The following is a 26,456-nucleotide window of genomic DNA, read 5'->3' as shown; positions in this document are numbered from 1 at the left end:
CAAGCCTCATGGGGGCGCGTCAGGCCGAAGGCAAAACGTCGCGGGGAGCCGGTGGTCGGCTGCGGAACGCCGGCCACCGAGCCGGCGCTGTCCACGCCCTCGCGGGGTGGGCAGCGCAGCCGTCCACGGGCGGGCGCGGGAACGACGATAGCAGCTACATAACGCCGGTGTGCGAGTCGCGAACGTCATTACCGCAACCTAACCGCTGCGGCCACGATTCGCGCGAATCCTTCTCTGCTGAACACCCATCGATCCCGATTTCCAACGTGCAGAAATCGTGTCGGTCTCTTGTCCGAACGGTATGTCGGACAAGAGGGGGCTTGGCGGTTTTGGGTAGCAACACAGACATGCGAAGGCATGGCGTGTTGCTACCCAAAACTGACAAGCCCCAACCCCTCAGGGGTCGAGGCGCGTAGCGACTCGGGGGTGGTGTTAGGCCGATTTCTGCTGGCCCGAAATCTCACTGCACTGGACCCGGCCAATACCGAAATCAAACGGGCGCAGAAATCTGATAGGAGCGTGAACGATGGGAAAAGCGAAGAAATCTGCACTTAGGCTGCTGCCGCCAGACTGGCGCGAATCCATATGGGTGGCGGCATCGACACCAGAATGGCAGCAATCACGACCGCAGCTAATGCCTGCGCTTGCCGTTCTCTGGATCACAGGATGCCGCCCTGCCGAAATCGAGAAAGGCATCGAGCTTGTTGCGGGACGCGACCAACTCGTAGTCAAGATCACAGGTGCGAAATGTGAGGACGCGGGCGGCCGAGAGCGCGGTCAGCCGACGCGGCACATCGGGTTCAGCGTAGATGCTAATGCCAACCCTGCATTACGCTTTCTACACGCCTTGGCAGTCCAGAGCGCCGCCGACGGGACCGGCCGGTACACGATCAGGCACAACAAAGATTACCTGTATAACAGTGTAGTGGCCCTAGGCAGAAGCGCATTCCCAAAGTTGCGGACGCGGATCAGTCCGTATTGTTTCCGCCATCAAGTAGCGTCCGATTTGAAGGCCGCCGCCTCCGACCGGGAAATAACTCTGGAGCAGGCGGCCAAGGTAATGGGCCACCTCAGCGATTACTCAATAGGCGCGTATGGGCACGCAGTCCACGGCCGGAGAGGCCGCGCCGGACGGGTTCTGGTACCTTATGTAAGGACCGCGCGTCCCATCAAGCATTCGCCGAAGGTTGATCGCCTCGCCCGATTCAAAATGGCGAGCGCGAAGCGGCGCCAACACAAAGCGGATTGAATTTGCTACGCCCGGGTCCTCATGCGTCGTCTATGCGTCGTTTTTGCGTCGTTTCACGTACATCAAGCAGGCAGAGCCGCGATGCACTGGCGACATGCGTCGAACTTGCGTCGATATCGACGCATTCGCGGGCGCGACCAAATAACCTCATTCGTTGAGATGATCCGATTCCGAGGGCGATCTGGCGGGACCGTCGAACCGGCTGGGCAGTTGATGGCAAAGCGCGGCTGGCGCACCTAGTCGAACCCCAAGCCTGACCGATGGCTCTCTTGAGCCCCCGATCTAGCGACGCAAACCGCCTCTCAGCCCGGGTCCAGAGCGCAGGGGCTTGGCACCTGCTGTTTTCGCTGATAGCGAAAAAATTTTTGCATTTCAGAAAAAACTCGGCTACCATAGCTGTGCGGTCGGAGAACAACTCTCGTTGCTGTTGAGGCTTCGCCTCGTGGAGGGGTAACTCTCTAACACGTCCCTTCGCTTCGCCTCTGGCGAACGATATGAGGGGATAGCTGCTTCCGGCGAGAGCCGGAAGCAGGTGACTAGGAAGGGGGAAAGACGCTGTTAACTCCGCACTTTTTGTTCGTTCAGGCGGCATGCGAGAGGCGGCATGTGCCGTCGCAACCTGAATGAGGTTTTTATGCAAAGAGTACACCCCGCGCAACAGCGTTCGCGCAAGAAGAAGGCAGACAAGCTGGCGTTTTTGAAGCAGACGTTCGTTGTCGTTGGTTGGCTCGTGAAAATCTTCCGAGTCGTCAACCTCGCGGCGTCCGAGCTGATGAAGCTCTGGCACCTGTTTTTCTAAAGGCGCTACCCCGCCTTTGTTACATCCAAAGGAGAAATCGCTATGCTAAACGAAGCACTGAGATTGATCCGGGCATATCACGACATGTCGCAAACGCAGTTGTGTGCAGAACTCGGAATATCTAACTCATACCTTTCTGAAATTGAATCGGGAAAGAAGCAGCCGTCGATTGATCTTCTAGAGAAGTACAGTGGAAGGTTTAACGTTCCTGTTTCGTCACTTTTATTTTTCTCGGAGAGCCTGGATCAAAAGAAGGTCACGGATCGGGTCAGGTTGGGGGCGGCTCGGAAAATTGTGTCGTTGCTAAAATGGGTTGAACAAAAAAATGTGCGCACAGAAGACGAAGGTCGGCGCAGTAAGAGCATCTCATCAACGATATCCGATTAGTCAATGTTGTCTTTATAAGATCGGCTCGCGATCAAGGCTGGCCGATCTCTTGTATATTGAGAAGGTGGATCTCGTGACTCTACCCGGGGAGCGGAGTTACAAGGTTTTCACGCTTCCGGAGAAGCGTGATGAATTCTCGGGAAAGATCAAGAAAAAGCGGATTGTCCAAGATCCGAAACGCCCACTACGTCGCGTTCATGATCGTATCCTGTATTTGTTGAATAAGATTGAGTTACCTGAGTACGTTCATGCTGCGGTTAAAGGGCGATCATATCGATCCAATGCAGCAGCGCACACAACTGCCGCACACGAAGTTCTAACATTAGACATTAAGTCGTTCTACCCGTCGGTGTCGTATCTGCTAGTACGAGAATTCTTCCGGTACAAAATGAAGTGCGCCTCCGATGTCGCTACCACGCTAGCTGATTTATGCACATACAAGGGGGCACTTCCCACTGGGAGCCCGCTGAGTCCCTTGTTGTCGTATTTTGCCTGCGGCGACATGTTCGACGAGCTTAACCGGTTAGCGGTTGAATGCGGACTAAAATTCACGTGCTACGTTGACGATCTTACATTTTCCGGCGAAAAAATACCCGGCGACTTGGAGTCGCGCGTCAAGAGCGTTCTTCGGCGTTACGGGCACCGCTTGGCTGTCGACAAGACGATCAGATATCGACCTCACTCGCCAAAGTCGGTTACCGGTTGCATCTTGCATAACGGTGCGATTCACGTTCCCCACAGCCGATTTCGAAAAGCGAGAATGCTCGCGGCGGCGATCGCAACAACGGACGATCCTGCTTTGACGCACAAGTTGTACGAAAGGCTGGCAGGACTGTTGGGAGAGGCGGCTTATCTGGATGGTCGCTTTACTTCCTGGAAGGAAGACACAGCCAGGCTACTCAAATTAGCAACACAGAAATTGGGTGCGGCGAAAGAGGCAACATAAGCAGTGTTTCCGAAGCGGACCTGCCATTAGCGAGCCGGGCGTCACAAAGGACGACGGGTTGATGAGCGGGGCAGCATTCGGATCGCTTGGCGAGGTTATTTGGTCGCGCTTATCGCAATCGCACCGATCAGGCAGACCCTCTTGCGATATCGGGTCCGTCAAGGCAGTATTTGCACTGGTTGAATCGACAATGGACCACGGCGGTCGCGAAGCAATGCGCCGTCGATAACACTACGGGAGTCCCGGCCATGCCTGAGTTTGATCCCTACACGCTTGGCGTTGCCCAACGTAACCGCCGCATTGCGGACCAAAACAGACAGGTCGCAGAGCAGAATGGCGAAGTAGCTAAGCAGTGGATGGTGTACGCTGGCAAGCTCAAGGCCAAACTTTCAACCGTCGAGCAGGAGCGGGACGCCTTGCGTCAGAAGTTGGAGGCCATGCAGGCGCGGACCGAAGCACTCGATGCCTTGCAGGGAAATATTGCGGACGAACTCGCGAAGGTCAGTCCGTCAAATCCGCTCGTGTCCAAAGAACACCGGAACATCATTGTCGAGACCGCTTTGAAGAGGGCGCGCATACCGCAGATCCAGCTATAAGGCTGCATCACAGCGAGTAGGTTTGCCGGCCGTCTTCTACCGGCATGAAACCAGCCCCGTGGTGCCCCTAGCGATGATCGGCGAGGGTCGTGGGAGCGGCGAGCTAGCCGAACGGATCGAGAGGCCCAAAATTTTCGCATCGCTTTGCCCGCCGACTGAGGTTATCTGGTCGCGCCTGCGCGGTGCGACGACAGAAATCAACTCTTTCGAGGGTCCGGGCGGTAGGCGTATGCTTGTATCAACAAGGAGAAGAGGCCATGCCAGCCGACGAATTGGGCCGCTACATGACAAGCCCGGAGTTTTTCGCGCGCGCCAAAGCCGCCGTTGAAAAGGCAGTCCGCGAACTCGAAGCGAAGGGCATACAGCCGTGCTACATGGACCGCGAAACTGGACGGCTCGTCGGCGACGGTCGCCGCTATCGCATCACCCTGCCCGACCCGGACGTGCAGGCGGTCGTGCTGGATTTGTTTTCGGACGGCACGCATGGCGACCTGATGGACCGGCTTGTGGCGTTTGCATCGAACGACCACGGCGCGCGCCTGGTGAGCGACGCGACCCGGACTGTCGCCGGGGCGCTGCTGCTCGCGAAGACGGCTATGCCTCACGAGGCAACGTCCTTTTCTCAAACCGTGCGTGACCAGATGGCGAGTGTGCGCCCCTACCCGGAACTGGTCGAGCTTGCTCGACTGCTGATCGAGGCAGAGCGGGCGACGCAGGACGATGCTTTTAGAGATCGCAACATCATTCCCGATGCGCTGTTCGACGCGCGCATCGAGGCGATCACCGAAGCGCTCGCGCAATGAAATAAGGCCCGTCAATCGACGGGCCTTATCCATTAAACGTCTGCTGGTGGAGGCGGTACGGTCCCCGGACCGGCCGGTTTCGGAGATCCACCACGCCCGATCGATGCCGTTGCAGATCCTTGCCCGTGCTTCGTACCCGCGTCAAAGACTCCCTTGGACCTGTCGTGCATGTCTCGACCAACCGCACCCGTCATCTGTCCGCCGACCCACGCGAACACCTGGTCGGGTATCACGTGGATGAGCGCGAACGCGCCGTTGACCAGACTGAGGCACATGCTCACGTACAGGGCGATGTAGCCGATGATGCTCACCAGCCCGGTTGTCGAGTCGAATTGCGCGTTTGCCAATGCTACGCCGAACATCGTGTTGAGCAACGTGCCGAGCACAACCACGCCTGCCCCACCAAAAACGAAGCCGAGCATCATGAAGACGGGGCGAAACATCACGTTCAGCAGGAAGATATAGCCATGCGTGGTGCGTTGGCCCATGCCTTCGCCTTCGCCGTCAAGGTGGGCGAACGCCCATAGCGGTGCGGCAACGACGCTTTCACAAACGACAGCGAACCATCCGACCACGCCCCCGAACCACACCATGAACGGCAGCATCGGGATATAGATCGAGAGCATCATGCCGAAGAAAAACAATGTCAGGATGAGCGTGAAGACGAACGGACCGACCGCGCTTAACAGGCCGTCGCCCGCGCCCGTCAACAGTCCTGTAATGCCACCTGTCACCACATCGGCAATCTTTCCGGCCATGCTCTCTTTCGCCGCGCCCGCGACAGCCTTGGCGGCACTAAACGTGCCGAGCGCAGTCCAGCCCGCGTCGAGGATGTAGTCGCCGAGGTTTTTCATGCCGATCAGGGGATTGGTCGATCCGTTTGGCCCTTGCCCCGAGTTGAGGTTGATCGCCCATCTCACCAGACCTTGCGTGTTGACAAGCTTGCCGAGGATGCTTTTCGGGTCCGTTCCGGTGATACCTACCGACAGGTTATCCAGCGCACCAGGCGTCGTTGTAACCGATGCGTCCTGCTGTAGTTGCTGGCTGTAGACGGCACTGACTTTTCGGTATAGCTGCGGGTAAGGCAGATTGTCGGGGCTGGTTCCCGACACTGCTGCGGCCGTCGCATCCGCCAAGCTCGTTAGCTGCGAGTTCGCCTGCGCGAAAGTCTGATACCAGGTGCCCATCATGACCCAGCCGTCGCGCTGGAGGTTTGACTGGATGACGCTTGCGAGCTGGTTGATGCCGCTCGATGAGTCTGCGAGCGCCTTCGTGATCGTGGCCTGGTATTGCAATGCGGCCTGATTGATGGTGTTCGCAGGGTCGGCCGGCGGAGCCTGTCCGGTGTTGATAATGGACACGTAGGTCTGCGCAGCACCGGCCAGCGTTGATTGCATCGCCTTGAGCGCATTCTGGTGCTCGGCGAGCAGTTTTTCATACGCCTGGTTCGGATCGTTCGCATAGACGGCCATACCGTCGTATTGTGGGATCGACGGCGGGGCTGCAATGCTGATCTCCGCTCCGCCGCATGAGAGGCCGCGCCGGTTCATCAGGACGATCTTTGTCCCGGTTCCGGCTGAGTTGAATTTCTCGGCGGTATCGACCGATACGCCCGTGTCGTTGGGCATGTTATCGATGGCCGTGTTCGCAGCCTGCGCGCACAGATTGGCTTCGAAAAGGGCCTTCGCCAACGTCGTTGCTTGCGGCGCTGCCGGCGTCGCGATCATCGAGCCGCCGCTATTGAGCACAGTCAGGGCGGCGTCCATCGTGAGATTGGCAATGCCGACGCCGAGCACCGTTCCCCACAGCATGATCGCCTGCGCACCGTTGAAGCCGCCAAAGACCGGAACGAGCGAAGAAAAGCCGGTAGACGTTCGAATCACGAACCAGGGCGACGACTTCTTCTGACCCATGAACTCGCCATCCTGGCCGGTCGCAATCAGGGAGGCGACAAAGTGGTACGTGGCCCAGATCGCACCGACCGCGAGCATGCACGAATTCAGCACGAGAAACATTTGCGCGACCATGCTGCCGGCACCGCTTCCAGCGGTCAACGGATTGCGAACGATCGAGCCGAACACCGTTTCGAGCAGAGACATCGACTTGTCGCCGCTGCGATTCGCGGCGTTCTGGATATCGCCCATCGAAACGCTCGCCTGTTGGGCAAATGACGTTGCTGTTACGAGGATGAGCGGGACGGCCACAGCAGTCCGTTTAAGTATCTTGAGCATCGACATACCCCGTGATCTAGAACAGGCGCGGATTGACCAACCGCAGGAGCGCCCCGCGAGAGCGGAAGAAATCGCGGTAGCCGCCGAGAGGCTCGTCGGGCCGTTGCGGGCCGGTCTCCAGTTGCCATAGTTGATGCTCGTATTTGACCGTGAAAAGCAACGGGAGCATGGCACCAAACACACTGTTGAACACGGCCAGCAAGTCTTCGCCGACCACCCCATAGATGAAGTACAAAAGGCACAGGTACGCGACGAGAAGGCACACCCTCTTGCTATTGAGACACTTCCGCGCGATCTGCGGCAGCGGCAGCGCATCGGCCGGTCGGAGGGCAAGTGCTTCGCGATAGGTTCGCACGTGCCGGGTCGTTGGTCGTTGCCGTTCGAGTTCGTTGTGCAGGTCGCGCAACGTCTTTGCCCCGCTGCTGGCCGTTTCCTTGGCGGACTTGAACGCCTTATAGACTGGATAGCCTGGGACCATGTAGAGGCTCGCACGCACGACGCGGCGGCCGATGCTGGTTTTCTTCGTTTCGTTGCTCATCGTTGGATCTCCCGCGCGACTGCGTTTTCGACCGTTTGATATGCCTGCTTCAAGAGGAAGCACCAGAAAAAGATGACCCACGCTACGGCCACCGCGACGCCGAGCCAACGCGTCGGATCGCCTTCGTGGCTACGCGCCCACCAGATCAAGGCGGCGACAAAGCAATGCACGAGAAGACAAATCTGGACGACGAGGCAGGCATCCTTGAACTGCTCATGTGTGAGGCCACCACGTGCGCGGCGGCGGGCCAAGACGCGCGGCGAAGCGGCGAGCACATGAAGGAAATGGCTGATGGTCATATGTGCCGCTCTCTTTACTGGAACAGCCTAGCCAGGCTGCCGGTGATCGTTGACAACACGCCGCTGGACGATGGCGTAACCTGGCTGACTGCGCCCGATAGCAATCCACTCGACCCGGCTGTAGAGCCGGCCACGTTCTTTTGAATGGCATCAATCTGCTGCTGCACCTGGGCTTGCGCTGTGGCCATTGCCTGCACCGAGGTCTGCCGGGCCTTGTTCGCGAGCGACTGGCAGGACGCCTGCTTGATCTTGTTGAACGCCGTCGTCATCACCGAGCTATTGCCGAGGTACTGCGTCGGGTAGTCGGGGAAATTTTCGAGGCAGGCCGTCTGCAACTGGTTGAGTAGCTGAAGCTGCTGAAAATTGGTGTTGATGTTGTTCAAACGGCGTTGCTGCTCTTGAGCCTGAGCGTTCGACATTTCCGTTTGCATCGTGCAAGCAGCTTGCACGGGTTGAGCGAGCGCCGTAGCGATCAACACCATTGCCAACGCACACCCGAAACTCTGTCTCTTTGGCTTCACGGTCACTCCTTATCGAGCATTGGTCGCGCGCACGCGCTGTAGCTGCGTTTCGATCGCGGTGCGATCCGTTCCGCGTTCATTGGCTGCGAGCAGTTGCCCCAGGAGCAAGTTAGTTTGCCGCTGCGCCTCGACGTGCTCATGGGTTTGGTAGACCTGGAAGGCGGTCGCAAACAGTAGTTCGCGCAAGAGCTTCGTCGGGTCCGCCACAGCCCCGAATTCGATGTGCCAATACGGATTTTTCCAACGGCGGCCAGCCTCGAAATCTTCGAGTTCAGCGAGACTCATCGTGCCCGTGCTTTTGGCGACGCTCGATGCGGTTGCATTGAAATACTGCGCGGCGGCGTCCGACTGCTTGAGTTCTTGAATCAGTTGGGCGCTGCCGTTGAACGGTTGACGGGAGCCTATCAGGTCATTCATCGGCTTGATCGCGCTCGACATGTTGGCCTGGTAAGCCTTCTGCATCGCGATATACAGCTTGCCGGCCTCCGTTCCTGCCTCGGCCTTGTTGATACTCTCGGGCGGCTGCGGGTCGATCGACATGCGCGCATAGGCGCGTGCCGCGTCCTGCTGCTGCTGCGTGAACGTCAGATCGACGCCCTTACCCGGCACGCCTGCACCGATGAAAACGCTGTCCACGTCCGCATCGCCATCGGGCATTTGGGACGCCTTGCAGCCGGGATAACCAAGCTGCACCTCCAGAGGCGTGCAGTAGTTATCGGCGTGGATGCTCGCCGAAGCACGGCGCGAAGCCTCAACAGACGGGGCAGGCGAGTTCAGCGCCTTGTCGAGTGGCGTATAGCTGACGTGTGCGCCACCCGGACGCAGCGACGACGAGACCGAGGCAGCGCCGCTAACGGCTTGCACCGCATAGTTGCTCGAAGACGTGGCGCACGGGTCGATCGGCAACTCAGTTTCACGGGCGACCTGATCCATTTCCTGCTGTCGCTGGACTTCGAGCGCCATTTCGCGCTGCGAGTCGGACGCCTGCGTAACGGCGTTCGAGATCTTCGTGCCAATGCCCGCGATATCTGTATCGATTTCGTTGTACAGGTTCGCGAACGATGTTCCGAACCCTTGGATGAGGTTGGTGAGCGTCAGTGACGCTTGCTCAATCGCACTCACCACACAGCCATCACACAACGCGTAGGCGCTGCTGGTCGAAAGCATGGTCGAGCCGGCCAGCGCGGCGCATAGGACAGTTTTTCTCAGCTTCATGGGGCTTCTCAGTGGCAGGAGGAAAGCAGGCGCATCGCTGTCGGAGCGGATACGAACGTTTCGAGCAACCGCGCCTTCATGGCAAGGGCCTTGCCTTCGTTCAGGTACTGCCGCAGCGTCGTTTGACGGTAGACGGATACCCCGTTCACGCAGTCACACACCGTCACAACACGATCCATAGCCGTGTCGTCTCCGGACTTGAGTTGCGCAGTGACTTCGGCCCGGTGCGCATCGGCCGCGGCCTGCGCGGATGCGATCACGTCGGAGACGGCGCGTTGATCGGCAAAGGCTGTTGCCGACGCGGCAACGAGCAGGCATGCGCAAATGACTTTGCTCATGTCAGTGCCCCCGTGCGTAGACGACGGCGCGGCGCAGATCGTAGAGGCCGCACAGATACCCACGCATTTCCGTGCCGGGTTCCGTGTCCTCGATGAGACTTTCGAGCCGATCGAGTGGCATATGAAACGGGTCTTCCGTTTCGAAGACGACGGCCAACTCGCAATCGAGCGGCAGGCCATAGAGGGGGTGGGCCGGTAAAATGGGTGCAGCCATGATTTCACCTCTCTTGTTCAGGTGAGTTGTGGTCAGGCGTGCTGGCCGGTAGCAGCCGGCCAGCACGCCGCTTTTGAGACGATCAGCCGAGTTTCCGGGCCAAATCACTGGCGCGTGGCTTGTAGTAAACGCGGTGCAGTACGTTGAGCGTTCGGTGCCCTGTTATGGCGGCCAGTTCGAGAACGTTGTCCACTCTGTCCGCGAGGCGCGTGCAGGCCTCTCGACGAAGGTCATGGAAGTGGAGGTCGTCGAGCTGAGCGCGCTCACAGGCGCGAAGAAAGACCTTCTTCAGCGAATCGGCGGAAATGGGAAAAACTCGGCCGGTGATGTGGCGGGGTAGGGCGGACAACGTGGCAACAGCGCGGCTCGATAGTGGCACGTCCCTCGATTCACCGTTCTTCGTATCGTGCAGCCGGACGAACCGATCCTCCAGAAACACATCGGACCAGCGCAGCGACAAGATTTCGCTTCGTCGCATCGCGGTTTCGACCGCGACAATGACGATCGGTCTTACCCAGTCGTTTCGGCTGCCGCCGCATTCAAAGCGGCCGTTCTCGTCGCGTGGACTGGGTGCCAATTCTGCGAGCAGTCGCTGTTCTTCGTCATGCGACAGCCGACGGGTGCGGGCTCGATTTTCTCGCGGACGACGGATGACGGACACGGGGTTGGTTTCGAAGTGAACAGACCATTCGCGTCTCGCCACGTTTAGAACATGACTGATCAGCGTAAGCTCGCGGTTTACCGTTGAGCCGGAGACTTCTGTTAGCCGACGATCACGATAGCCAGCCAGGACCTTGCTGCTGAGCGCGGTGATCTTGTATCGAGCTATAGGGTCTTTGCGAAGCTTGCGAATTCGTAATAATTCGTCTGCGCCGCCTTTCTTGTGTGGTGAAACCTCTTCGGCGTACCGCTTGAAAAGATCGTCAAGGGTGTTGCGTTCGGCCTCTGTCCGGTCGACGAAGATGCCCCGGTCCATTTCCGACTCCAGTCGGCGTGCCCATGCTTCAGCGTCACCCTTGGTGTCGAACGTACGCGTTTGCTCGGGATAGCCCTGACGGCGAACTGCGGCCCGCCAGTAGTCCCCGCGCTTCCAGATTGATGCCATCAATGCTCCAGACTATGTGGTTCTTGTTGCGTCTGGGCTTATTGTCTGAGTGCGCCACTTTTGCGCCAAAAGGCGAATTCCGGGAGGTTTCAGACCAAAGAAAAAGGCCCTCGGCTAACGCCTGAGGGCCTTTGTTCTTCGGGCTTCCAACGTACCCATGAATCTGGTGGGTAGTACTGGGATCGAACCAGTGACCCCTGCCGTGTGAAGGCAGTGCTCTACCGCTGAGCTAACCACCCGAAGAGCTTTGAATTATGACGAACTTTTCGAGGCTTGTAAAGTGCTTTTTAAGCAGACTGCGTAGCAGCCGCTGTTTCGGCCGGTTTTGGCTCTTCCACAACCGGCTGCGTGCGCCATACGCTCGTGCCCTTGAGCGACTTGTCGATGCCGTCGAGCACAGCTTCGTGCGCCGCGTGCTCTTCGGCGCTCGCCGCGATCACGGGCAACACAAGCGTCTCGAGCTGCACGCGCGGCGCAGCAACGTCGCCCGCTGCGGCGGTTTCGCCCAGCATGTCGATGACGAGGCTCTCCTGGCCGCGCGTCATCGCGAGATACACCTCGGCGAGCAGTTCCGAGTCGAGCAGTGCGCCGTGCAATGTGCGGTGCGCGTTGCTGATGCCGAAGCGCTCGCACAGCGCATCGAGCGAATTGCGCTTGCCCGGGAAGATCTGCTTGGCCTGCACCAGCGTGTCGATAATCTCGGCGCAGTGCTCCCTGAACGGCGGCTTGCCGAGCAGCGCGAGTTCGGCGTCGAGGAAGCCGATGTCGAACGGCGCGTTGTGGATGATGATGTCCGCGCCCGTCACGAAATCGAGGATCTCGTTGGCGACTTCGGCGAACTTCGGCTTGTCCGAAAGGAACTCGGTCGTCAGGCCGTGCACGGCGAGCGCGCCCGGGTCGCTGTCGCGTTCCGGATTGACGTAGAAGTGCAGGTTCTTGCCGGTGAGCCGGCGGTTCACCAGCTCGACGCAGCCGATTTCGATGATGCGATCGCCCGTGCGGGCGTTCAGGCCGGTGGTTTCGGTATCGAGAATGATCTGGCGCATGTCGGATAAATCAGGTTGCTACGTGTAAAGGCGTGACTCGGTTCAGAGTTCGGCGAGCGAGGCGACGCCGCGGTTCGCGAGCGCGTCGGCGCGCTCGTTCTCCGGATGGCCGGCGTGACCTTTCACCCAGCGCCATTCGACCTCGTGCTGCGCGACGAGCGCGTCGAGCCGTTTCCACAGGTCGTCGTTTTTGACGGGCGTTTTCGCGGCCGTCATCCAGTTCTTTTTCTTCCAGCCGTGGATCCACTCGCTGATGCCTTTCTGGACATATTGCGAGTCGGTGTGGACGATCACTCGGCACGGGCGCTTGAGCGCCTCGAGCGCGGCGATCACGCCCATGAGTTCCATGCGGTTGTTGGTCGTCACGGCCTCGCCGCCGAACAGCTCTTTTTCCTGCGTGCCGAAGCGCAGCAGCGCGCCCCAGCCGCCGGGGCCGGGATTGCCCTTGCAGGCGCCGTCCGTGAAGATCTCGACGAAATCGGGAGCAGTCATGTTTCCTTGTTGCGTGTAGGGGAGGGCGTAGTGGTGGCGGCCTTCAGGCTCGGCGCCAGCACCGGTTTTTTGACCTTCAGCGGGCCGACGAGATGCATGCCGCGCACGCGCTTGATCGCCGTGACCATATAGACGGCGCCGAAAATCGGCCACCAGCGGTCGCCGGCGGCTTCCATGAAGGCGTAACGCGCAAGCCACTTGTCGGTGGCGAGCGGCGGACGATAGCAGCCAAAACGCCCGCGCTCAAGCTCGAAGCCCAGCAGCTTGATCCAGTCTTTCAGCCGCGTGAACGCGATCAGATCCTGGCGCGCGGGCAGGAACGGCTGCCCGGCGAGCTTGCCCACCGACTGTCGCGCGCCCCAGAGTGACAGCGAATTGAAACCGACGATCACCAACTGGCCTTCGGGCATCAAGACGCGCTCGGCTTCGCGCAGGAGGCGGTGCGGGTCGCTCGTGAATTCGAGGGCGTGGGGCATCACGATGAGGTCGACGCTCTGCGCCTCGAACGGCAGATCGAGCAGGTCGCACCAGACGGTGCTGCGGCCAACGGGCGCGTGGCGCGGCTGTATGGCGCCGCTGTTGCCATCGGCGTGTGCGGACGGCGCAGTGTACGGCGCGCTCGCGGCGCTCGCGCCGTCGAGCACGAGACCGCGGCACGACATGCGGTTTTCGCGCAGGGCGTCGAGCTGCGGCATGCCGAGCTGCAGCGCGTGGTAGCCGAAAATATTCGATACCACCCGGTCGAGCTGTTCCTGTTCCCAGTCGAGGACGTACTTACCGGCGGGCGAAGCGGTCCAGGCGGGCCAGTCTATAATCGTTCGGTCAGACATGTCGAAGAATACGCCGCCCCAATGAAGAGTCCGCTTTCGTACGAATACGTACCGGTTCCGGCTTTTGAAGACAACTACATCTGGGTCGTTTCGGACGGCCACAATGCAATCGCCGTCGATCCGGGCGATGCCGCGCCGGTTCGCGCCTGTCTGGCGAAACGCGGCTGGCGGCTCGTCGCTATTTTACTCACCCATCACCACAAGGACCACGTCGGCGGGGTAGCCGCTCTGCTGCATGACGAGCGGGTTCCCGTTTATGGGCCGTCCGGCGAAGCGCTCGGGCCAGTCGATCCCTTCGTCACGCGTGTGGCGGGCGGCGAGCGCGTACATCTGGAGGCGCCCGCGCTCGACTTCACGGTCATCGACGTGCCGGGCCACACGCGCGGACATATCGCGTACTTCCAGGACGCCGACCCTGCCGGCACGCCGCACATCTTCTGCGGCGACACGCTCTTTGCATGCGGCTGCGGCCGGCTCTTCGAAGGCACGCCCGCACAGATGCTCGCATCGCTGGATGCGCTCGCGGCGCTGCCCGGCAATACGCAAGTGCATTGCGCACACGAATACACGCTGTCGAATATCCGTTTCGCGCTGGCCTGCGACCCGGACAACGCTGCACTGCGTGCATGGAGCCGCGACGCGGCGGCGCTGCGCGAGCGCGGCATGCCGACGCTGCCGACCACGATCGCGCACGAACGCGCCGTGAATCCGTTTCTGCGCGCGAGCGAACCCGCCGTTCAGGCGACGCTCGCGGATCAGCTGCATGAAACGGTGCCGGACCGGCTGGCCGCATTTACGCTGATGCGCGAATGGAAGAACACGTTCCGCTGACCCGAACCTGTCGATGGGTAAGCTCATCCCATGAGTGTGGAACCGCACCCAACTTGCGGATTTGCATGACTTTTTCGAATATTTTCGATTGACGGGAACACGCAGCTTCCGTACTATCGGCTGCAAATTCCAGCCATGCGGAAGTAGATGTTTATGCGATTTATCTTTAGTGCGCTGCTGGTCCTGATGCTCGCCGCCTGCGCGAGCGGGGGACCATCTGCGAATCGTTCGGGCTCCTCCACCCAAGATCCCCAAGCCGCCGCCGACCAGCTCCGCAAGACCTCCGCCGCAAAAGAAACCATCGACGTCGATAATGCCTCGGTCAACCAATTGACGAGCGCAGATGCCGACCTGTGGGGACGTATCCGCCGCGGCTTCCAGATTCCCGATCTGCAAACCGACCTCGTCGACATGAACGCGAACTGGTACGCCCAGCGTCCGGACTACGTCGCGCGCATGACGGAGCGTTCGCAGAAGTACCTGTACCACATCGTCGAAGAACTCGAAGCGCGCCACATGCCGACCGAGCTGGCGCTCCTGCCGTTCATCGAATCCGCGTACAACCCGCAGGCGCTCTCCGTCGCGAAGGCCGCGGGCATGTGGCAGTTCGTCCCGGGTACCGGCCGCACGTACAACCTCAAGCAAAACATGTGGCGGGACGAGCGTCGCGACGTGCTCGCCTCGACGAGCGCCGCGCTCGACTATCTCTCGCGCCTGCACGACATGTTCGGCGACTGGTATCTCGCGCTTGCCGCTTATAACTGGGGCGAGGGCAACGTGCAGCGCGCAATCGCGCGTAATCAGGCTGCGGGTCTGCCGACCGACTACCAGAGCCTGCGCATGCCCAACGAGACGCGCAATTACGTGCCGAAGCTGCAGGCCGTCAAGAACATCGTGACGAATCCGCAGCAGTACGGTCTCACGCTGCCGACGATCCCGAACCACCCGTATTTCGTCACGGTCACCACGTCGCGCGACATCGACGTGGACGTTGCCGCGAAGCTCGCGAACATGACCACCGACGAATTCCGCTCGCTCAATCCCTCGTTCAAGAAGCCCGTGATTCTCGGCGCAACGCAGCCGCAGATCCTGCTGCCGTTCGACAATGCGAGCGCGTTCGAGCAGAACCTGAAGTCGTACGGGGGGCAGCTGTCTTCGTGGACGGTCTACACGACCGATTCGCGCGCGACGCCCGCGGCGATTGCGCAGAAGATCGGCGTGGACGCGGGTACGCTGATGTCGGTGAACAAGATTCCGGCGGGCATGCGGCTGAAGGCGGGCTCGACGATCGTCGTGCCGCGCACCGATGACAACGACGACGAGGACATCAGCGCCAACGTTGCCGAAAGCGCCGTGCTCGCCATGGAGCCGGACGTCCCCGACACGCGCAAGATGCTGATCCGCGTGCGCCGCAAGCAGTCGATGGAAGCGGTGGCGAGCCGTTACGGTGTGTCGGTCGGCCAGTTGAAGGCGTGGAACAAGACGCATCGCGAGCTCGTCATGCCGGGTCAGGTGCTCGTTCTGCATGTGCCGGTCGGCAAGGCGATGCCGAGCGAACCGGGACCGGTGCGCATCGCGACAAACGTGTCGGGCGGTGGCGTGCAGCGCATCGGCACCCGGGTTGCAGACACTGGGCCAAAGTCGCGCTACGATAAGAAGCATGGTCGCGTGCGCGTCGAGATCACCAAGGTTTCCGAACCGGTGAAGGTCAAGCCGTCGAGCGCCGCGCCTGCCAAGGCGTCGAAGGGGACGGCGAGCCGCCAGAAGGCCGTCACCCATACGCACAAGCGGAAAGCACAATAGCGGCTTGCGAAGGGTGACTTCATGTGTTGCGGGGGCAGCGCATGGCAATTCGCTCCGATCACTCATCGTTTGACTTCATGCGCCGCCACCATACGTGTGGCGGCGTTTTCGTTCGTGCCGCGGCAGCGCGCGGCGAACATGGCCCGGATTCAACAAAGGGCGCAATCGAGGGAGCAATCGAGGGCATAAACGCAGCGCCTTGTAGCGGTGCGCCCGGGGGCTATAGTGAAAAGGGTGTAACGCCCGCTCTTACACAGGGCGTTACATCGGTTGACGCGCGGCTGTCTACGCACGCCAGTCCGGAGCGACTCATCCTGAAATTTGAAAGAAAGGGCATTTTCGCGCTATAATTTGAAGGTTTGAGCTTATCAACCCGCACCCTAGCGCCTACCTCCCCCCATCCGTTCATCCGCCGCCCGCGAATTGCGCCTCTGGCCCCCGGCGCCGACCGAAGCCCGCCCCGACACCTTGCGTGTGGAGTGCAAAACCCAGGTCCGGCAGTGCCGCAGCCCCGCCGCAAAATGCGACAAAAGCGAGCAAACCAGCGAGCGAGCCGCGCGCGCATCCCGAGGATGCCGACGCCGCAGCCGCCGCAAGGTTACCGGTCGGATAAACAGGTCGGCACTGGGTGTTCCCCCAAGGAGTCTCCCGTGTTGCCGTCTTTCTCTCCCGCTCTGCTCGCGCTTGCCGACGGCACGGTCTTTCGTGGTTATTCGATCGGTGCGCCGGGCCATACTATCGGTGAAGTCGTGTTCAACACGGCCATCACCGGCTATCAGGAAATCCTGACCGACCCGAGCTACGCTCGCCAGATCGTTACCCTCACGTATCCGCACATCGGCAACGTCGGCGTCAATGCCGAAGATGTCGAAGCCACGAAAGTCCATGCCGCCGGGCTGATCATCCGCGACTTGCCGGTGCTCGCGTCGAATTTCCGCATGGAGCGCACGCTCGACGATTATCTGCGCGACGAAGGCGTCGTGGCGATTGCGGGCATCGACACGCGCAAGCTCACGCGCATTCTGCGCGACAAGGGCGCGCAAAACTGCGCCATTCTTGCCGGTTCCGACGACGAAGCGAAGGCCATCGAACTCGCACGCTCGTTCCCGGGGCTCGCGGGCATGGATCTCGCGAAGGTCGTCTCGACGGGCGAACCGTACGAGTGGACGACTACCGAATGGCGTCTGGGCGAAGGCTATGGCAAGCAGGCCGCGCCGAAGTACAAGGTCGTCGCGTTCGACTACGGCGTGAAGCAGAACATCCTTCGCATGCTGGCCGAGCGCGGCTGCCACGTCACCGTGCTGCCCGCGCAGGCCACGGCTGCCGACGCGCTCGCGCTCAACCCGGACGGCGTGTTCCTCTCGAACGGCCCCGGCGACCCGGAGCCGTGCGATTACGCGATCAAGGCGACGCAGGAATTTATCGCGCGCGGCATCCCGACATTCGGTATCTGCCTTGGCCACCAGATCATGGGCCTCGCAGTGGGCGCCAAGACCATGAAGATGAAAACCGGCCACCACGGCGCGAACCATCCGGTGAAGGATCTCGGTGACGGCCGCGTCGTCATCACGTCGCAGAACCACGGTTTTGCGGTCGATGCCGATACGCTGCCCGCCAACGCGCGCGTCACGCACGTCTCGCTCTTCGACGGCACGCTGCAAGGGTTCGAGCTGACCGACAAGCCCGCATTCTGCTTCCAGGGGCACCCGGAAGCATCGCCGGGCCCGCGCGACATCGGCTATCTGTTCGACCGCTTCACCGCGCTGATGGACGAAGCGAAGGGCGGCAAGCGCAGCGCGGCGGCGTAAGGCGCGCGCGCAAGGCGCGAGCCGGCATCAGGCAAGGGAGCGCTGCGAGCCGCGCGACACAAAGCGGCCCACGCGCGCATCCGGCAGTGAGCGGTGTAGCATGCGCTGGCGCGTTGAGCGCCGCGCGCCGTCCACCGGACCAAAGACACAAGGATATTTAGCGAGAGCGTTATGCCGAAGCGGACAGACATCAAGAGCATTCTCATCATCGGCGCGGGTCCGATCATCATCGGCCAGGCGTGCGAGTTCGATTACTCGGGCGCGCAGGCCTGCAAGGCGCTGAGAGAAGAGGGCTACAAGGTCATTCTCGTCAACAGCAATCCGGCGACGATCATGACCGACCCGAACACGGCCGACGTCACCTACATCGAGCCGATTACGTGGGAAGTGGTGGAGCGCATCATCGAGAAGGAGCGCCCCGACGCGATCCTGCCGACGATGGGCGGCCAGACCGCGCTGAACTGCGCGCTCGACCTGCATCATCAAGGCGTGCTGAAGAAGTACGGCGTCGAGCTGATCGGCGCGTCGCCCGAGGCGATCGACAAGGCCGAGGACCGCCAGAAGTTCAAGGACGCGATGACGAAGATCGGCCTTGGATCGGCGAAGTCGGGCACGGCGCATTCGATGGAAGAGGCGATCAAGGTCCACGCCGAAATCACGGCGGCCACCGGCACGAGCGGCTATCCGGTCGTGATCCGCCCGTCGTTCACGCTCGGCGGCTCGGGCGGCGGCATCGCCTACAACCGCGAAGAATTCGAAGAGATCTGCAAGCGCGGTCTCGATCTTTCGCCCACGCGCGAACTGCTGATCGAAGAATCGCTGCTCGGCTGGAAGGAGTACGAGATGGAAGTGGTCCGCGACAAGGCGGACAACTGCATCATCATCTGCTCGATCGAAAACCTCGATCCGATGGGCATCCACACCGGCGACTCGATCACCGTCGCCCCGGCGCAGACACTCACCGACAAGGAATACCAGATCCTGCGCGACGCCTCGCTCGCGGTGCTGCGCGAGATCGGCGTGGACACGGGCGGCTCGAACGTGCAGTTCTCGATCGACCCGCGCACCGGCCGCATGATCGTGATCGAGATGAATCCGCGCGTGTCGCGTTCGTCGGCGCTCGCGTCGAAGGCCACGGGCTTTCCGATCGCGAAGGTCGCGGCGAAGCTGGCCGTCGGCTACACGCTCGATGAGCTGCGCAACGAAATCACCGGCGGCCAGACCCCGGCGTCGTTCGAGCCGACCATCGATTACGTCGTGACGAAGATTCCGCGTTTCGCGTTCGAGAAGTTCCGCGAAGCCGATCCGCGCCTCACCACGCAAATGAAATCGGTGGGCGAGGTGATGGCGATTGGCCGCACGTTCCAGGAATCGTTCCAGAAGGCGCTGCGCGGCCTCGAAGTCGGCGTGGACGGTCTGGACGAAAAGACCGCGAGCCGCGACGAGATCATCCGCGAAATCGGCGAAGCCGGCCCGGACCGCATCTGGTACGTGGGCGACGCGTTCCGCGTCGGCATGACGCGCGAAGAGATTTTCGAGGAAACGGCAATCGATCCGTGGTTCCTCGCGCAGATCGAAGAGATCGTCCGCAAGGAAGCGGCGCTCAAAGGCCGCACGCTCGAAAGCCTCTCGAAGGACGAGTTGCGCTACCTGAAGCAAAGCGGCTTCTCCGATCGTCGTCTGGCGAAGCTCGTTGGTGCGAGCGCCGACGACGTGCGCGGCCGCCGCATCGCGCTGAACGTGCGCCCCGTCTACAAGCGCGTGGACACGTGCGCGGCCGAATTCGCGACGAAGACCGCCTACATGTACTCGACCTACGAGGACGAGTGCGAGGCGAACCCGACCAGCAACAAGAAGATCATGGTGCTGGGCGGCGGCCCGAACCGGATCGGTCAGGGCATCGAATTCGACTATTGCTGCGTGCACGCCGCGCTCGCGATGCGCGAAGACGGCTACGAAACGATCATGGTCAACTGCAATCCCGAGACCGTTTCGACCGACTACGACACCTCGGATCGTCTGTACTTCGAGTCGCTCACGCTTGAAGACGTGCTCGAAATCGTCGACAAGGAAAAGCCGGTGGGCGTGATCGTGCAGTACGGCGGCCAGACGCCGCTGAAGCTCGCGCTCGACCTCGAAGCGAACGGCGTGCCCATCATCGGTACGTCGCCGGACATGATCGACGCCGCCGAAGACCGCGAGCGTTTCCAGAAGCTGCTGCAGGACCTCGGTCTGCGTCAGCCGCCGAACCGCACCGCGCGCACCGAAGACGACGCGCTCAAGCTCGCCGACGAAATCGGCTATCCGCTCGTCGTGCGCCCGTCGTACGTGCTCGGCGGCCGTGCGATGGAAATCGTTCACGAGCCGCGCGACCTCGAGCGCTACATGCGCGAGGCCGTGAAGGTCAGCAACGACTCGCCGGTGCTGCTCGACCGCTTCCTGAACGATGCGATCGAATGCGACGTCGACTGCATCTCGGACGGCGAAGCGGTGTTCATCGGCGGCGTGATGGAGCACATCGAGCAGGCGGGCGTGCACTCGGGCGATTCGGCTTGCTCGCTGCCGCCGTATTCGCTCTCGAAGGAAACTGTCGCCGAACTCAAGCGCCAGACGGCTGCGATGGCGAAAGCGCTGAACGTGGTCGGCCTGATGAACGTGCAGTTCGCCATCCAGCAGGTTCCCGGTGATGACGGTTCGAAGAAGGACGTCATCTACGTGCTGGAAGTGAACCCGCGTGCTTCGCGTACGGTGCCGTACGTGTCGAAGGCCACGAGCCTGCCGCTCGCGAAGATCGCGGCGCGCGCAATGGTCGGCCAGACGCTTGCACAGCAGGGCGTGACCAAAGAAGTCGAGCCGCCGTATTTCAGCGTGAAGGAAGCGGTGTTCCCGTTCATCAAGTTCCCGACCGTCGATCCGGTGCTCGGACCCGAGATGCGTTCGACCGGTGAAGTGATGGGCGTGGGCAAGACCTTCGGCGAAGCGCTCTTCAAGTCGCAGCTCGCGGCCGGATCGCGCCTGCCGGAATCGGGCACGGTATTCATCACCGTGATGGACAGCGACAAGCCGAAGGCCGTCGAAGTCGCACGCATGCTGCACGAGCTCGGCTACGGGCTGGTTGCGACGCGCGGCACGGCGGCGGCGATCGAGGCGGCCGGCGTGCCGGTGAAGGTCGTGAACAAGGTGAAGGACGGCCGTCCGCACGTCGTCGACATGATCAAGAACGGCGATATTTCGCTGGTCTTCACGACCGTCGACGAAACGCGCGCGGCCATTGCCGATTCGCGTTCGATCCGTATGAGCGCGCAGGCCAACAAGGTCACGTACTACACAACGATGTCGGGTGCGCGGGCTGCCGTCGAGGGGTTGCGGTACCTGAAGAACCTGGACGTCTATGATTTACAAGGACTTCACGCTCGCCTAAACTAAGACTTCGACTGTCTGTCTAATCACCATCGAGGCGGGTAACTCCGCTAGCTGCCGCGGTTAAGCGGCGTCCCTCAGGGTCTACGTCCGGCGCGTTTTAACGTCGCCGGCGCCTTCACGGGATGCACTTAACCGCGGTGATTTTTTTTATGGCCCCAAGGCCATCTGGGCTATTTGAATTGTCTATGAGCACGATTCCCCTGACCCGGCGCGGCGCAGATCAACTGCGTGACGAACTACAGCGCCTGAAATCCGTCGAGCGTCCGGCGGTCATTAATTCCATTGCCGAAGCGCGTGCGCAGGGCGATTTGTCCGAAAACGCGGAATACGACGCGGCGAAGGAAAAGCAGGGCTTCATCGAAGGCCGCATTGCCGAGATCGAGTCGAAGCTCGCTGCGGCGCAAGTTATCGATCCGTCTTCGCTGGAAGCGGACGGCCGTATCGTGTTCGGTACGACCGTCGATCTCGAAGACCTCGAATCGGGCAAAACGGTGACGTACCAGATCGTCGGCGACGACGAAGCCGACCTCGAGCACGGTCTGATCTCGGTCAGCTCGCCCATTGCACGCGCGCTGATCGGCAAGTCGGAAGGCGACGTCGCTGCGGTGCAGGCGCCCAGTGGCGTGCGCGAGTACGAAATCATCGACGTTCGCTACATCTGACGGGTAAGCCCGCGTGAGTCCCGCTCCTTCGGCTGCACACCGTCTGTTTGGCCTCTTGGCCATGCTCTGGGTGGGTAGCCAGCTGACTATCGGCTATGCAGCCGCCCCGGTGCTGTTTGCCTCTCTTGACCGAATGACAGCCGGCTCGATTGCCGCGCAGCTTTTTCGGATCGAAGGGCTCGTCGGCCTTACGTGCGGCGTGCTGATGCTCGCGCTGTCCAACGTGCTGGTGCGGCGCGGCGTAGAGCCGTACCGGCGCTTGCGCTGGCTGCTGGCCGGGATGCTGTTGTGTGTTCTGGTCGGCTATTTCGCGGTGCAGCCGTTCATGAACGCGTTGCGCGTACAGGCCGCAGTTGCCGGTGTGGATATCGCGAATTCGCCTGATGCGGCGCGCTTTGGCATCCTGCACGGCGTGTCGAGCTTGTTCTATTTGATCGGGAGCCTGCTGGGCATTGCGCTCGTGTGGCTGCTGCCCGCCGCGTGGCGGTCTCGCGCGGCGTAGCGTCACGGCGGGGAGTACAGCGAAAAAGTGCTGCACGTGAGCGCACCGTTCTGAGGCCCGTGGGCCTGTCTGCCGCTTTCTCCTGCCGCTTTCTCCTGCTGCTTTCCTTGCCGAATCTCCACGCGCGCTGCCACGTACTGGCGGCGCGATGGCGCGACTGGCATGCTGCAGCGGCTTACTTCGAACCCTGGTGCCCGCGCTTGCTGCTGGTCTGGCGCTTCTTGGCGCGTTTGACGTTGCCGCCTTGCGTGACGCGCTCGTTGCCCTTGACGACCACGTTCTGCGGCTTGGGGCGGCGCATCGGGTTTTCGGAAGGCTTGACGACCTTGACGATGCGCGGGGCTGCGCCGCGCGTGCCGGTTTCGCGCGCGCTCGGGACGTCGCCGGCCGGGCGCTTGACGGTGCCGCGCGCGCCGGCACGGGCCGTGGCGGTTGTCGGCGCGGCTTCTTCGGGCTTCCAGATCACGAGCAGCTTGCCGATGTGCTGGACCGGCGCCGCGCTGAGACGATCGCAGATCTCGTCGTAGATCGCGATGCGTTCTTCGCGCTCATCGCCGAACACGCGCACCTTGATGAGCTGGTGCGCTGCAAGGTGAACCTTGATTTCTTTTACAACGGCGTCGGTCAACCCTTCCGCGCCGATGAGCACAACTGGTTTGAGCGCGTGAGCTGCGGAGCGAAGTTCGGCGCGCTGCTCGGCGGTAAGAGTGAGGGCGGGCATGGGATGTGGCAGACTCGACTAAAATGACGGCGCCCGGCGGGCCGAAATGAGCCTCTTGGGGCTCGCCCGGCGGACAGCGCATCGGAACAACGGAAAAACCGTGGGGACGGCAAGACGCGGGCGTGAGCCGGCGTGGATCAGCCGGACGGGCCGCGATGGCCGCACGAATAAAGCGCGTATTATCCGCTAAAAGCGCGCAATCACGCAGCAAGAGTTCACCTTTAATGGCAAAAAACCGCTTCAACCAGTCGTGGTTGCACGACCATATCAACGACCCGTACGTGAAAATGGCGCAACGGGAGGGCTATCGCGCTCGCGCCGCGTACAAGCTGAAGGAAATCGACGAGCAGGACAAGCTGATCCGCCCGGGCATGGTGATCGTGGATCTCGGCGCGGCGCCGGGCAGCTGGAGCCAGTACGTGCGCAACAAGCTCGCGCAGGGCGCGAAGCGCGACGAGGAACGGCAGGGCGGCGTGGACGGCACGATCATTGCGCTCGACCTGCTGCCGATGGAGCCGATCGCCGATGTCCAGTTCATCCAGGGCGACTTCCGCGAGGACAGCGTGCTTGCGCAACTCGAAGAAATTGTCGGCGAGCGTCCGGTGGATCTTGTAATTTCGGACATGGCGCCCAATCTCTCGGGGGTGGCGTCGGCGGATGCCGCGCGTATCGAACATGTGTGCGATCTCGCACTCGAGTTCTCGCAAAACCATCTGAAACCTGATGGCGCCCTTTTAGTAAAATGTTTTCACGGCAGCGGTTATAGCCAGATCGTCGAAAAATTCAAGCATCAATTCAAAATTGTGGCCGCCCGCAAACCAAAAGCTTCGCGGGATAAATCGGCCGAAACGTTTATATTGGGTAAACAGCTGAAGCAGCCGCGTTGACGCGGGTATCGATTCCGGTGTGCAGGGCAGGGTGAAGAAGCGTGTCGGCGGCGGGTCCTGAAAGGCTGCCGAACGCTTTACGTACAAGGCCCGGAGGCTATTCCCGCGCTAGCGAAACGTTATGGCGGGTGCCTGCGTACTGGATTAGAATGCTTTGGTGGTGCCGCAAGGCAAATGTAGGCGCCCGTCTATGAGTGAAGGAGTGGTGCTTTGAACAACAACATGTTTTCGAAGGCAGCAGTGTGGCTGGTTATCGCACTGGTGCTGTTTACGGTGTTCAAGCAGTTCGACAAGCCCCGTGTCCAGGAAGGCGTTTCCTATTCGCAGTTCATGGACGACGCGAAGAGCGGCAAGGTCAAGAGCGTCATAGTGCAGGGGCGGAACCTCACGGTCACTCCGGCGGATGGCCAGAAATACCAGATCGTGTCGCCCGGCGACATCTGGATGGTCGGCGACCTGATGAAATACGGCGTGCAGGTGAGCGGCAAGGCTGACGAAGAGCCGAACGCGCTCGTTTCCGCGCTGTACTACCTCGGGCCGACAATCCTCATCATCGTGTTCTGGTTCTACATGATGAGACAGATGCAGGGGGGCGGCAAAGGCGGGGCTTTCTCCTTCGGTAAATCGCGCGCACGCCTGATCGACGAAAACAACAACGCCGTCAATTTCTCCGATGTCGCGGGCTGCGACGAGGCCAAGGAAGAGGTCTCCGAGCTCGTAGACTTCCTGCGCGATCCCCAGAAATTCCAGAAGCTCGGCGGGCGCATCCCGCGTGGCGTGCTGCTCGTCGGCCCTCCCGGCACCGGTAAGACGCTGCTCGCGCGCGCCATCGCGGGCGAAGCCAAGGTGCCGTTCTTCAGCATTTCGGGTTCGGACTTCGTTGAAATGTTCGTCGGTGTCGGCGCGGCTCGCGTGCGCGACATGTTCGAGCAGGCCAAGAAGCACGCGCCGTGCATCGTGTTCATCGACGAAATCGACGCCGTCGGCCGTCATCGCGGCGCCGGCATGGGCGGCGGCAACGACGAGCGCGAACAGACGCTGAACCAGATGCTGGTCGAGATGGACGGCTTCGAGGCGAACTCGGGCGTCATCGTGATCGCGGCAACGAACCGTTCGGACGTGCTCGACAAGGCGCTGCTGCGTCCGGGCCGTTTCGACCGTCAGGTCTACGTGGGCCTGCCCGACATTCGCGGCCGTGAGCAGATCATGAAGGTGCACCTGCGCAAGGTGCCGATCGCCAACGACGTCGACGCTGCGGTCATCGCGCGTGGCACGCCGGGCTTCTCGGGCGCCGATCTCGCGAACCTCGTGAACGAAGCGGCGCTCTTTGCGGCGCGCCGCGGCAAGCGCATCGTCGAGATGCAGGACTTCGAGGACGCGAAGGACAAGATCTTCATGGGTCCGGAGCGCAAGTCGGCGGTCATCCGCGAAGAAGCGAAGCGTGCCACGGCGTACCACGAATCGGGCCACGCCGTGATCGCGAAGCTGCTGCCGAAGGCCGATCCGGTCCACAAGGTCACGATCATTCCGCGCGGTCGCGCGCTCGGCGTGACCTGGCAGTTGCCGGAGCACGACAACGAAACGTATTCGAAGGATTATCTGCTCGACCGTTTGGCCATTCTGTTCGGCGGCCGCGTGGCGGAAGAGCTGTTCCTGAACCTCATCAGCACGGGTGCGTCGGACGACTTCAACAAGGCCACGCAGACAGCCCGCGCGATGGTTGCACGCTTCGGCATGACCGACGCGCTCGGACCGATGGTCTACGTGGACGACGAAAGCGACGGCGGCCCGTTCGGCAAGGGCTTTACGCGCGCCATCTCGGAAGCGACGCAGCAGAAGGTCGACGCGGAAATCCGCCATGTGCTCGACGAGCAGTACAACCTCGCCAAGCGCATGCTCGACGAGAACCGCGACAAGGTCGAGGCGATGACCGCTGCGCTGATGGAGTGGGAAACGATCGACTCCGACCAGATCAACGACATCATGGCGGGTCGCCCGCCGCGCTCGCCGAAGAGTTCGCCGTCGGCTGGCGATGCTTCGTCGTCGGGCGGTAGCACGGGCAGCGAGGTGAAACCGGGCAGCGCGACTGCGCCGGCCTGATCCCGATTGCGCCAAATCAAGTAAAGTTGCGGGCCGGTGTGATTCCACATCGGCCCGCCTGCATTTCTGGCGACATCTCTTCGTTACACTTCTGACGTTCGTTGACGTGC

Annotated in this window: 26 protein-coding genes and 1 tRNA gene; 14 read left to right on the top strand and 13 right to left on the bottom strand. The window is 61.4% G+C overall.

Annotated elements, in window-relative coordinates; translation table 11 throughout:
* Positions 1-526: 526 nt before the first annotated feature.
* The 6 genes from EPN59_RS17110 (at position 527) to EPN59_RS17085 (ending at position 4,780) form a co-directional block, all read left to right on the top strand.
* The gene (locus EPN59_RS17110; protein WP_293035232.1) at positions 527-1,249 is read left to right on the top strand and encodes a site-specific integrase; all 723 of its coding nucleotides are present in this window, start codon (positions 527-529) and stop codon (positions 1,247-1,249) included.
* Between the two features lie 634 nt (positions 1,250-1,883).
* Positions 1,884-2,048: a hypothetical protein gene (locus EPN59_RS17105; RefSeq protein ID WP_293035230.1), complete on the top strand. Its 165-nt coding sequence runs from the start codon at positions 1,884-1,886 to the stop codon at positions 2,046-2,048.
* A 42-nt stretch (positions 2,049-2,090) separates the two neighbouring features.
* A complete protein-coding gene (locus EPN59_RS17100; RefSeq protein WP_293035228.1) occupies positions 2,091-2,435 on the top strand; it encodes a helix-turn-helix transcriptional regulator in 345 nt (114 codons plus the stop codon).
* Between the two features lie 64 nt (positions 2,436-2,499).
* A complete protein-coding gene (locus EPN59_RS17095) occupies positions 2,500-3,381 on the top strand; it encodes a reverse transcriptase family protein (protein WP_293046444.1) in 882 nt (293 codons plus the stop codon).
* Between the two features lie 248 nt (positions 3,382-3,629).
* The gene (locus EPN59_RS17090; RefSeq protein ID WP_293035224.1) at positions 3,630-3,977 is read left to right on the top strand and encodes a hypothetical protein; all 348 of its coding nucleotides are present in this window, start codon (positions 3,630-3,632) and stop codon (positions 3,975-3,977) included.
* 257 nt (positions 3,978-4,234) lie between these two features.
* Positions 4,235-4,780, top strand: a complete 546-nt coding sequence (locus tag EPN59_RS17085; RefSeq protein ID WP_293035222.1) for a hypothetical protein — start codon at positions 4,235-4,237, stop codon at positions 4,778-4,780.
* Between the two features lie 32 nt (positions 4,781-4,812).
* Here EPN59_RS17085 and EPN59_RS17080 read toward each other — a convergent pair whose 3' ends face one another.
* From EPN59_RS17080 to EPN59_RS17025, 12 genes are all read right to left on the bottom strand, one after another.
* The gene (locus EPN59_RS17080; protein WP_293046442.1) at positions 4,813-7,017 is read right to left on the bottom strand and encodes a DotA/TraY family protein; all 2,205 of its coding nucleotides are present in this window, start codon (positions 7,015-7,017) and stop codon (positions 4,813-4,815) included.
* A 10-nt stretch (positions 7,018-7,027) separates the two neighbouring features.
* Complete coding sequence (locus EPN59_RS17075; RefSeq protein WP_293035220.1) at positions 7,028-7,549, bottom strand: hypothetical protein; 522 nt, start codon at positions 7,547-7,549, stop codon at positions 7,028-7,030.
* Positions 7,546-7,848 (bottom strand): hypothetical protein, encoded by a 303-nt coding sequence (locus EPN59_RS17070; RefSeq protein WP_293035218.1) that lies wholly within the window; start codon positions 7,846-7,848, stop codon positions 7,546-7,548. Before EPN59_RS17070 ends, EPN59_RS17075 begins: the two co-directional genes overlap by 4 nt.
* Before the next feature lie 14 nt (positions 7,849-7,862).
* Entirely contained in the window at positions 7,863-8,369 is a 507-nt protein-coding gene (locus EPN59_RS17065; RefSeq protein ID WP_293035216.1) for a hypothetical protein, read from the bottom strand.
* 9 nt (positions 8,370-8,378) lie between these two features.
* Complete coding sequence (gene traW, locus EPN59_RS17060) at positions 8,379-9,584, bottom strand: conjugal transfer protein TraW (RefSeq protein WP_293035214.1); 1,206 nt, start codon at positions 9,582-9,584, stop codon at positions 8,379-8,381.
* Between the two features lie 8 nt (positions 9,585-9,592).
* Positions 9,593-9,922, bottom strand: a complete 330-nt coding sequence (locus EPN59_RS17055) for a hypothetical protein (RefSeq protein WP_293035212.1) — start codon at positions 9,920-9,922, stop codon at positions 9,593-9,595.
* Position 9,923: 1 nt separating this feature from the next.
* Positions 9,924-10,136: a hypothetical protein gene (locus EPN59_RS17050; protein WP_293035210.1), complete on the bottom strand. Its 213-nt coding sequence runs from the start codon at positions 10,134-10,136 to the stop codon at positions 9,924-9,926.
* Between the two features lie 82 nt (positions 10,137-10,218).
* Entirely contained in the window at positions 10,219-11,241 is a 1,023-nt protein-coding gene (locus EPN59_RS17045) for a site-specific integrase (protein WP_293046439.1), read from the bottom strand.
* A 164-nt stretch (positions 11,242-11,405) separates the two neighbouring features.
* Positions 11,406-11,480: transfer RNA gene (locus tag EPN59_RS17040), tRNA-Val, on the bottom strand.
* A gap of 48 nt (positions 11,481-11,528) precedes the next feature.
* Positions 11,529-12,287: a DNA polymerase III subunit epsilon gene (gene dnaQ / locus EPN59_RS17035; RefSeq protein WP_293035206.1), complete on the bottom strand. Its 759-nt coding sequence runs from the start codon at positions 12,285-12,287 to the stop codon at positions 11,529-11,531.
* A 42-nt stretch (positions 12,288-12,329) separates the two neighbouring features.
* On the bottom strand, positions 12,330-12,779 hold the full coding sequence (rnhA, locus tag EPN59_RS17030) for a ribonuclease HI (protein ID WP_293035204.1): 450 nt from the start codon (positions 12,777-12,779) through the stop codon (positions 12,330-12,332).
* Entirely contained in the window at positions 12,776-13,609 is an 834-nt protein-coding gene (locus EPN59_RS17025) for a class I SAM-dependent methyltransferase (protein WP_293035202.1), read from the bottom strand. The genes rnhA and EPN59_RS17025 overlap by 4 nt, the downstream gene beginning before the upstream one ends.
* A gap of 21 nt (positions 13,610-13,630) precedes the next feature.
* Here EPN59_RS17025 and gloB point away from each other — a divergent pair, with 21 nt between their 5' ends.
* From gloB to EPN59_RS16995, 6 genes are all read left to right on the top strand, one after another.
* The gene (gloB, locus tag EPN59_RS17020; protein ID WP_293035200.1) at positions 13,631-14,440 is read left to right on the top strand and encodes a hydroxyacylglutathione hydrolase; all 810 of its coding nucleotides are present in this window, start codon (positions 13,631-13,633) and stop codon (positions 14,438-14,440) included.
* 153 nt (positions 14,441-14,593) lie between these two features.
* The gene (locus EPN59_RS17015) at positions 14,594-16,243 is read left to right on the top strand and encodes a transglycosylase SLT domain-containing protein (RefSeq protein WP_293035198.1); all 1,650 of its coding nucleotides are present in this window, start codon (positions 14,594-14,596) and stop codon (positions 16,241-16,243) included.
* Positions 16,244-16,893: 650 nt separating this feature from the next.
* Positions 16,894-18,051, top strand: coding sequence for a glutamine-hydrolyzing carbamoyl-phosphate synthase small subunit (gene carA, locus EPN59_RS17010; RefSeq protein ID WP_293046437.1), 1,158 nt, complete (start codon positions 16,894-16,896; stop codon positions 18,049-18,051).
* A gap of 171 nt (positions 18,052-18,222) precedes the next feature.
* Positions 18,223-21,477: a carbamoyl-phosphate synthase large subunit gene (gene carB / locus EPN59_RS17005; RefSeq protein WP_293039229.1), complete on the top strand. Its 3,255-nt coding sequence runs from the start codon at positions 18,223-18,225 to the stop codon at positions 21,475-21,477.
* A gap of 182 nt (positions 21,478-21,659) precedes the next feature.
* Positions 21,660-22,136 (top strand): transcription elongation factor GreA, encoded by a 477-nt coding sequence (gene greA / locus EPN59_RS17000; protein ID WP_293039232.1) that lies wholly within the window; start codon positions 21,660-21,662, stop codon positions 22,134-22,136.
* 61 nt (positions 22,137-22,197) lie between these two features.
* The gene (locus EPN59_RS16995; protein ID WP_293039241.1) at positions 22,198-22,638 is read left to right on the top strand and encodes a DUF4149 domain-containing protein; all 441 of its coding nucleotides are present in this window, start codon (positions 22,198-22,200) and stop codon (positions 22,636-22,638) included.
* Positions 22,639-22,813: 175 nt separating this feature from the next.
* Here the strand turns inward: EPN59_RS16995 and EPN59_RS16990 are convergent, their stop codons facing one another.
* Entirely contained in the window at positions 22,814-23,359 is a 546-nt protein-coding gene (locus tag EPN59_RS16990; protein ID WP_293039235.1) for a YhbY family RNA-binding protein, read from the bottom strand.
* A gap of 224 nt (positions 23,360-23,583) precedes the next feature.
* On the opposite strand from EPN59_RS16990, the gene EPN59_RS16985 reads away from it, so the two are divergent.
* Together EPN59_RS16985 and ftsH are read left to right on the top strand one after the other, a co-directional pair.
* Positions 23,584-24,246 carry an RlmE family RNA methyltransferase gene (locus EPN59_RS16985; protein WP_293039238.1) on the top strand — a complete coding sequence of 221 codons (663 nt, stop codon included), beginning with the start codon at positions 23,584-23,586 and terminating at the stop codon, positions 24,244-24,246.
* A gap of 210 nt (positions 24,247-24,456) precedes the next feature.
* The gene (gene ftsH, locus EPN59_RS16980) at positions 24,457-26,346 is read left to right on the top strand and encodes an ATP-dependent zinc metalloprotease FtsH (protein WP_293046434.1); all 1,890 of its coding nucleotides are present in this window, start codon (positions 24,457-24,459) and stop codon (positions 26,344-26,346) included.
* Positions 26,347-26,456 lie beyond the last annotated feature (110 nt).

The sequence above is a fragment of the Paraburkholderia sp. genome (assembly GCF_004298475.1).
Taxonomy (GTDB): Bacteria; Pseudomonadota; Gammaproteobacteria; order Burkholderiales; family Burkholderiaceae; genus Paraburkholderia; species Paraburkholderia denitrificans.
Note: the sequence above shows the minus strand (reverse complement) of the source record. Positions and strands in the feature narration are given on the sequence as shown.

Coding starts and splice junctions, on each gene's coding strand:
- EPN59_RS17105 (WP_293035230.1), top strand. CDS start 1,884: ATGCAAAGAGTACACCCCGCGCAACAGCGTTCGCGCAAGAAGAAGGCA.
- EPN59_RS17100 (WP_293035228.1), top strand. CDS start 2,091: ATGCTAAACGAAGCACTGAGATTGATCCGGGCATATCACGACATGTCG.
- gloB (WP_293035200.1), top strand. CDS start 13,631: ATGAAGAGTCCGCTTTCGTACGAATACGTACCGGTTCCGGCTTTTGAA.
- greA (WP_293039232.1), top strand. CDS start 21,660: ATGAGCACGATTCCCCTGACCCGGCGCGGCGCAGATCAACTGCGTGAC.
- rnhA (WP_293035204.1), bottom strand. CDS start 12,779: ATGACTGCTCCCGATTTCGTCGAGATCTTCACGGACGGCGCCTGCAAG.
- EPN59_RS17090 (WP_293035224.1), top strand. CDS start 3,630: ATGCCTGAGTTTGATCCCTACACGCTTGGCGTTGCCCAACGTAACCGC.
- EPN59_RS17055 (WP_293035212.1), bottom strand. CDS start 9,922: ATGAGCAAAGTCATTTGCGCATGCCTGCTCGTTGCCGCGTCGGCAACA.
- EPN59_RS17050 (WP_293035210.1), bottom strand. CDS start 10,136: ATGGCTGCACCCATTTTACCGGCCCACCCCCTCTATGGCCTGCCGCTC.
- EPN59_RS17015 (WP_293035198.1), top strand. CDS start 14,594: ATGCGATTTATCTTTAGTGCGCTGCTGGTCCTGATGCTCGCCGCCTGC.
- EPN59_RS17070 (WP_293035218.1), bottom strand. CDS start 7,848: ATGACCATCAGCCATTTCCTTCATGTGCTCGCCGCTTCGCCGCGCGTC.
- EPN59_RS17085 (WP_293035222.1), top strand. CDS start 4,235: ATGCCAGCCGACGAATTGGGCCGCTACATGACAAGCCCGGAGTTTTTC.
- EPN59_RS17080 (WP_293046442.1), bottom strand. CDS start 7,017: ATGTCGATGCTCAAGATACTTAAACGGACTGCTGTGGCCGTCCCGCTC.
- EPN59_RS16995 (WP_293039241.1), top strand. CDS start 22,198: ATGCTCTGGGTGGGTAGCCAGCTGACTATCGGCTATGCAGCCGCCCCG.
- EPN59_RS16990 (WP_293039235.1), bottom strand. CDS start 23,359: ATGCCCGCCCTCACTCTTACCGCCGAGCAGCGCGCCGAACTTCGCTCC.
- carB (WP_293039229.1), top strand. CDS start 18,223: ATGCCGAAGCGGACAGACATCAAGAGCATTCTCATCATCGGCGCGGGT.
- EPN59_RS17110 (WP_293035232.1), top strand. CDS start 527: ATGGGAAAAGCGAAGAAATCTGCACTTAGGCTGCTGCCGCCAGACTGG.
- EPN59_RS17075 (WP_293035220.1), bottom strand. CDS start 7,549: ATGAGCAACGAAACGAAGAAAACCAGCATCGGCCGCCGCGTCGTGCGT.
- traW (WP_293035214.1), bottom strand. CDS start 9,584: ATGAAGCTGAGAAAAACTGTCCTATGCGCCGCGCTGGCCGGCTCGACC.
- EPN59_RS17025 (WP_293035202.1), bottom strand. CDS start 13,609: ATGTCTGACCGAACGATTATAGACTGGCCCGCCTGGACCGCTTCGCCC.
- EPN59_RS16985 (WP_293039238.1), top strand. CDS start 23,584: ATGGCAAAAAACCGCTTCAACCAGTCGTGGTTGCACGACCATATCAAC.
- EPN59_RS17045 (WP_293046439.1), bottom strand. CDS start 11,241: ATGGCATCAATCTGGAAGCGCGGGGACTACTGGCGGGCCGCAGTTCGC.
- dnaQ (WP_293035206.1), bottom strand. CDS start 12,287: ATGCGCCAGATCATTCTCGATACCGAAACCACCGGCCTGAACGCCCGC.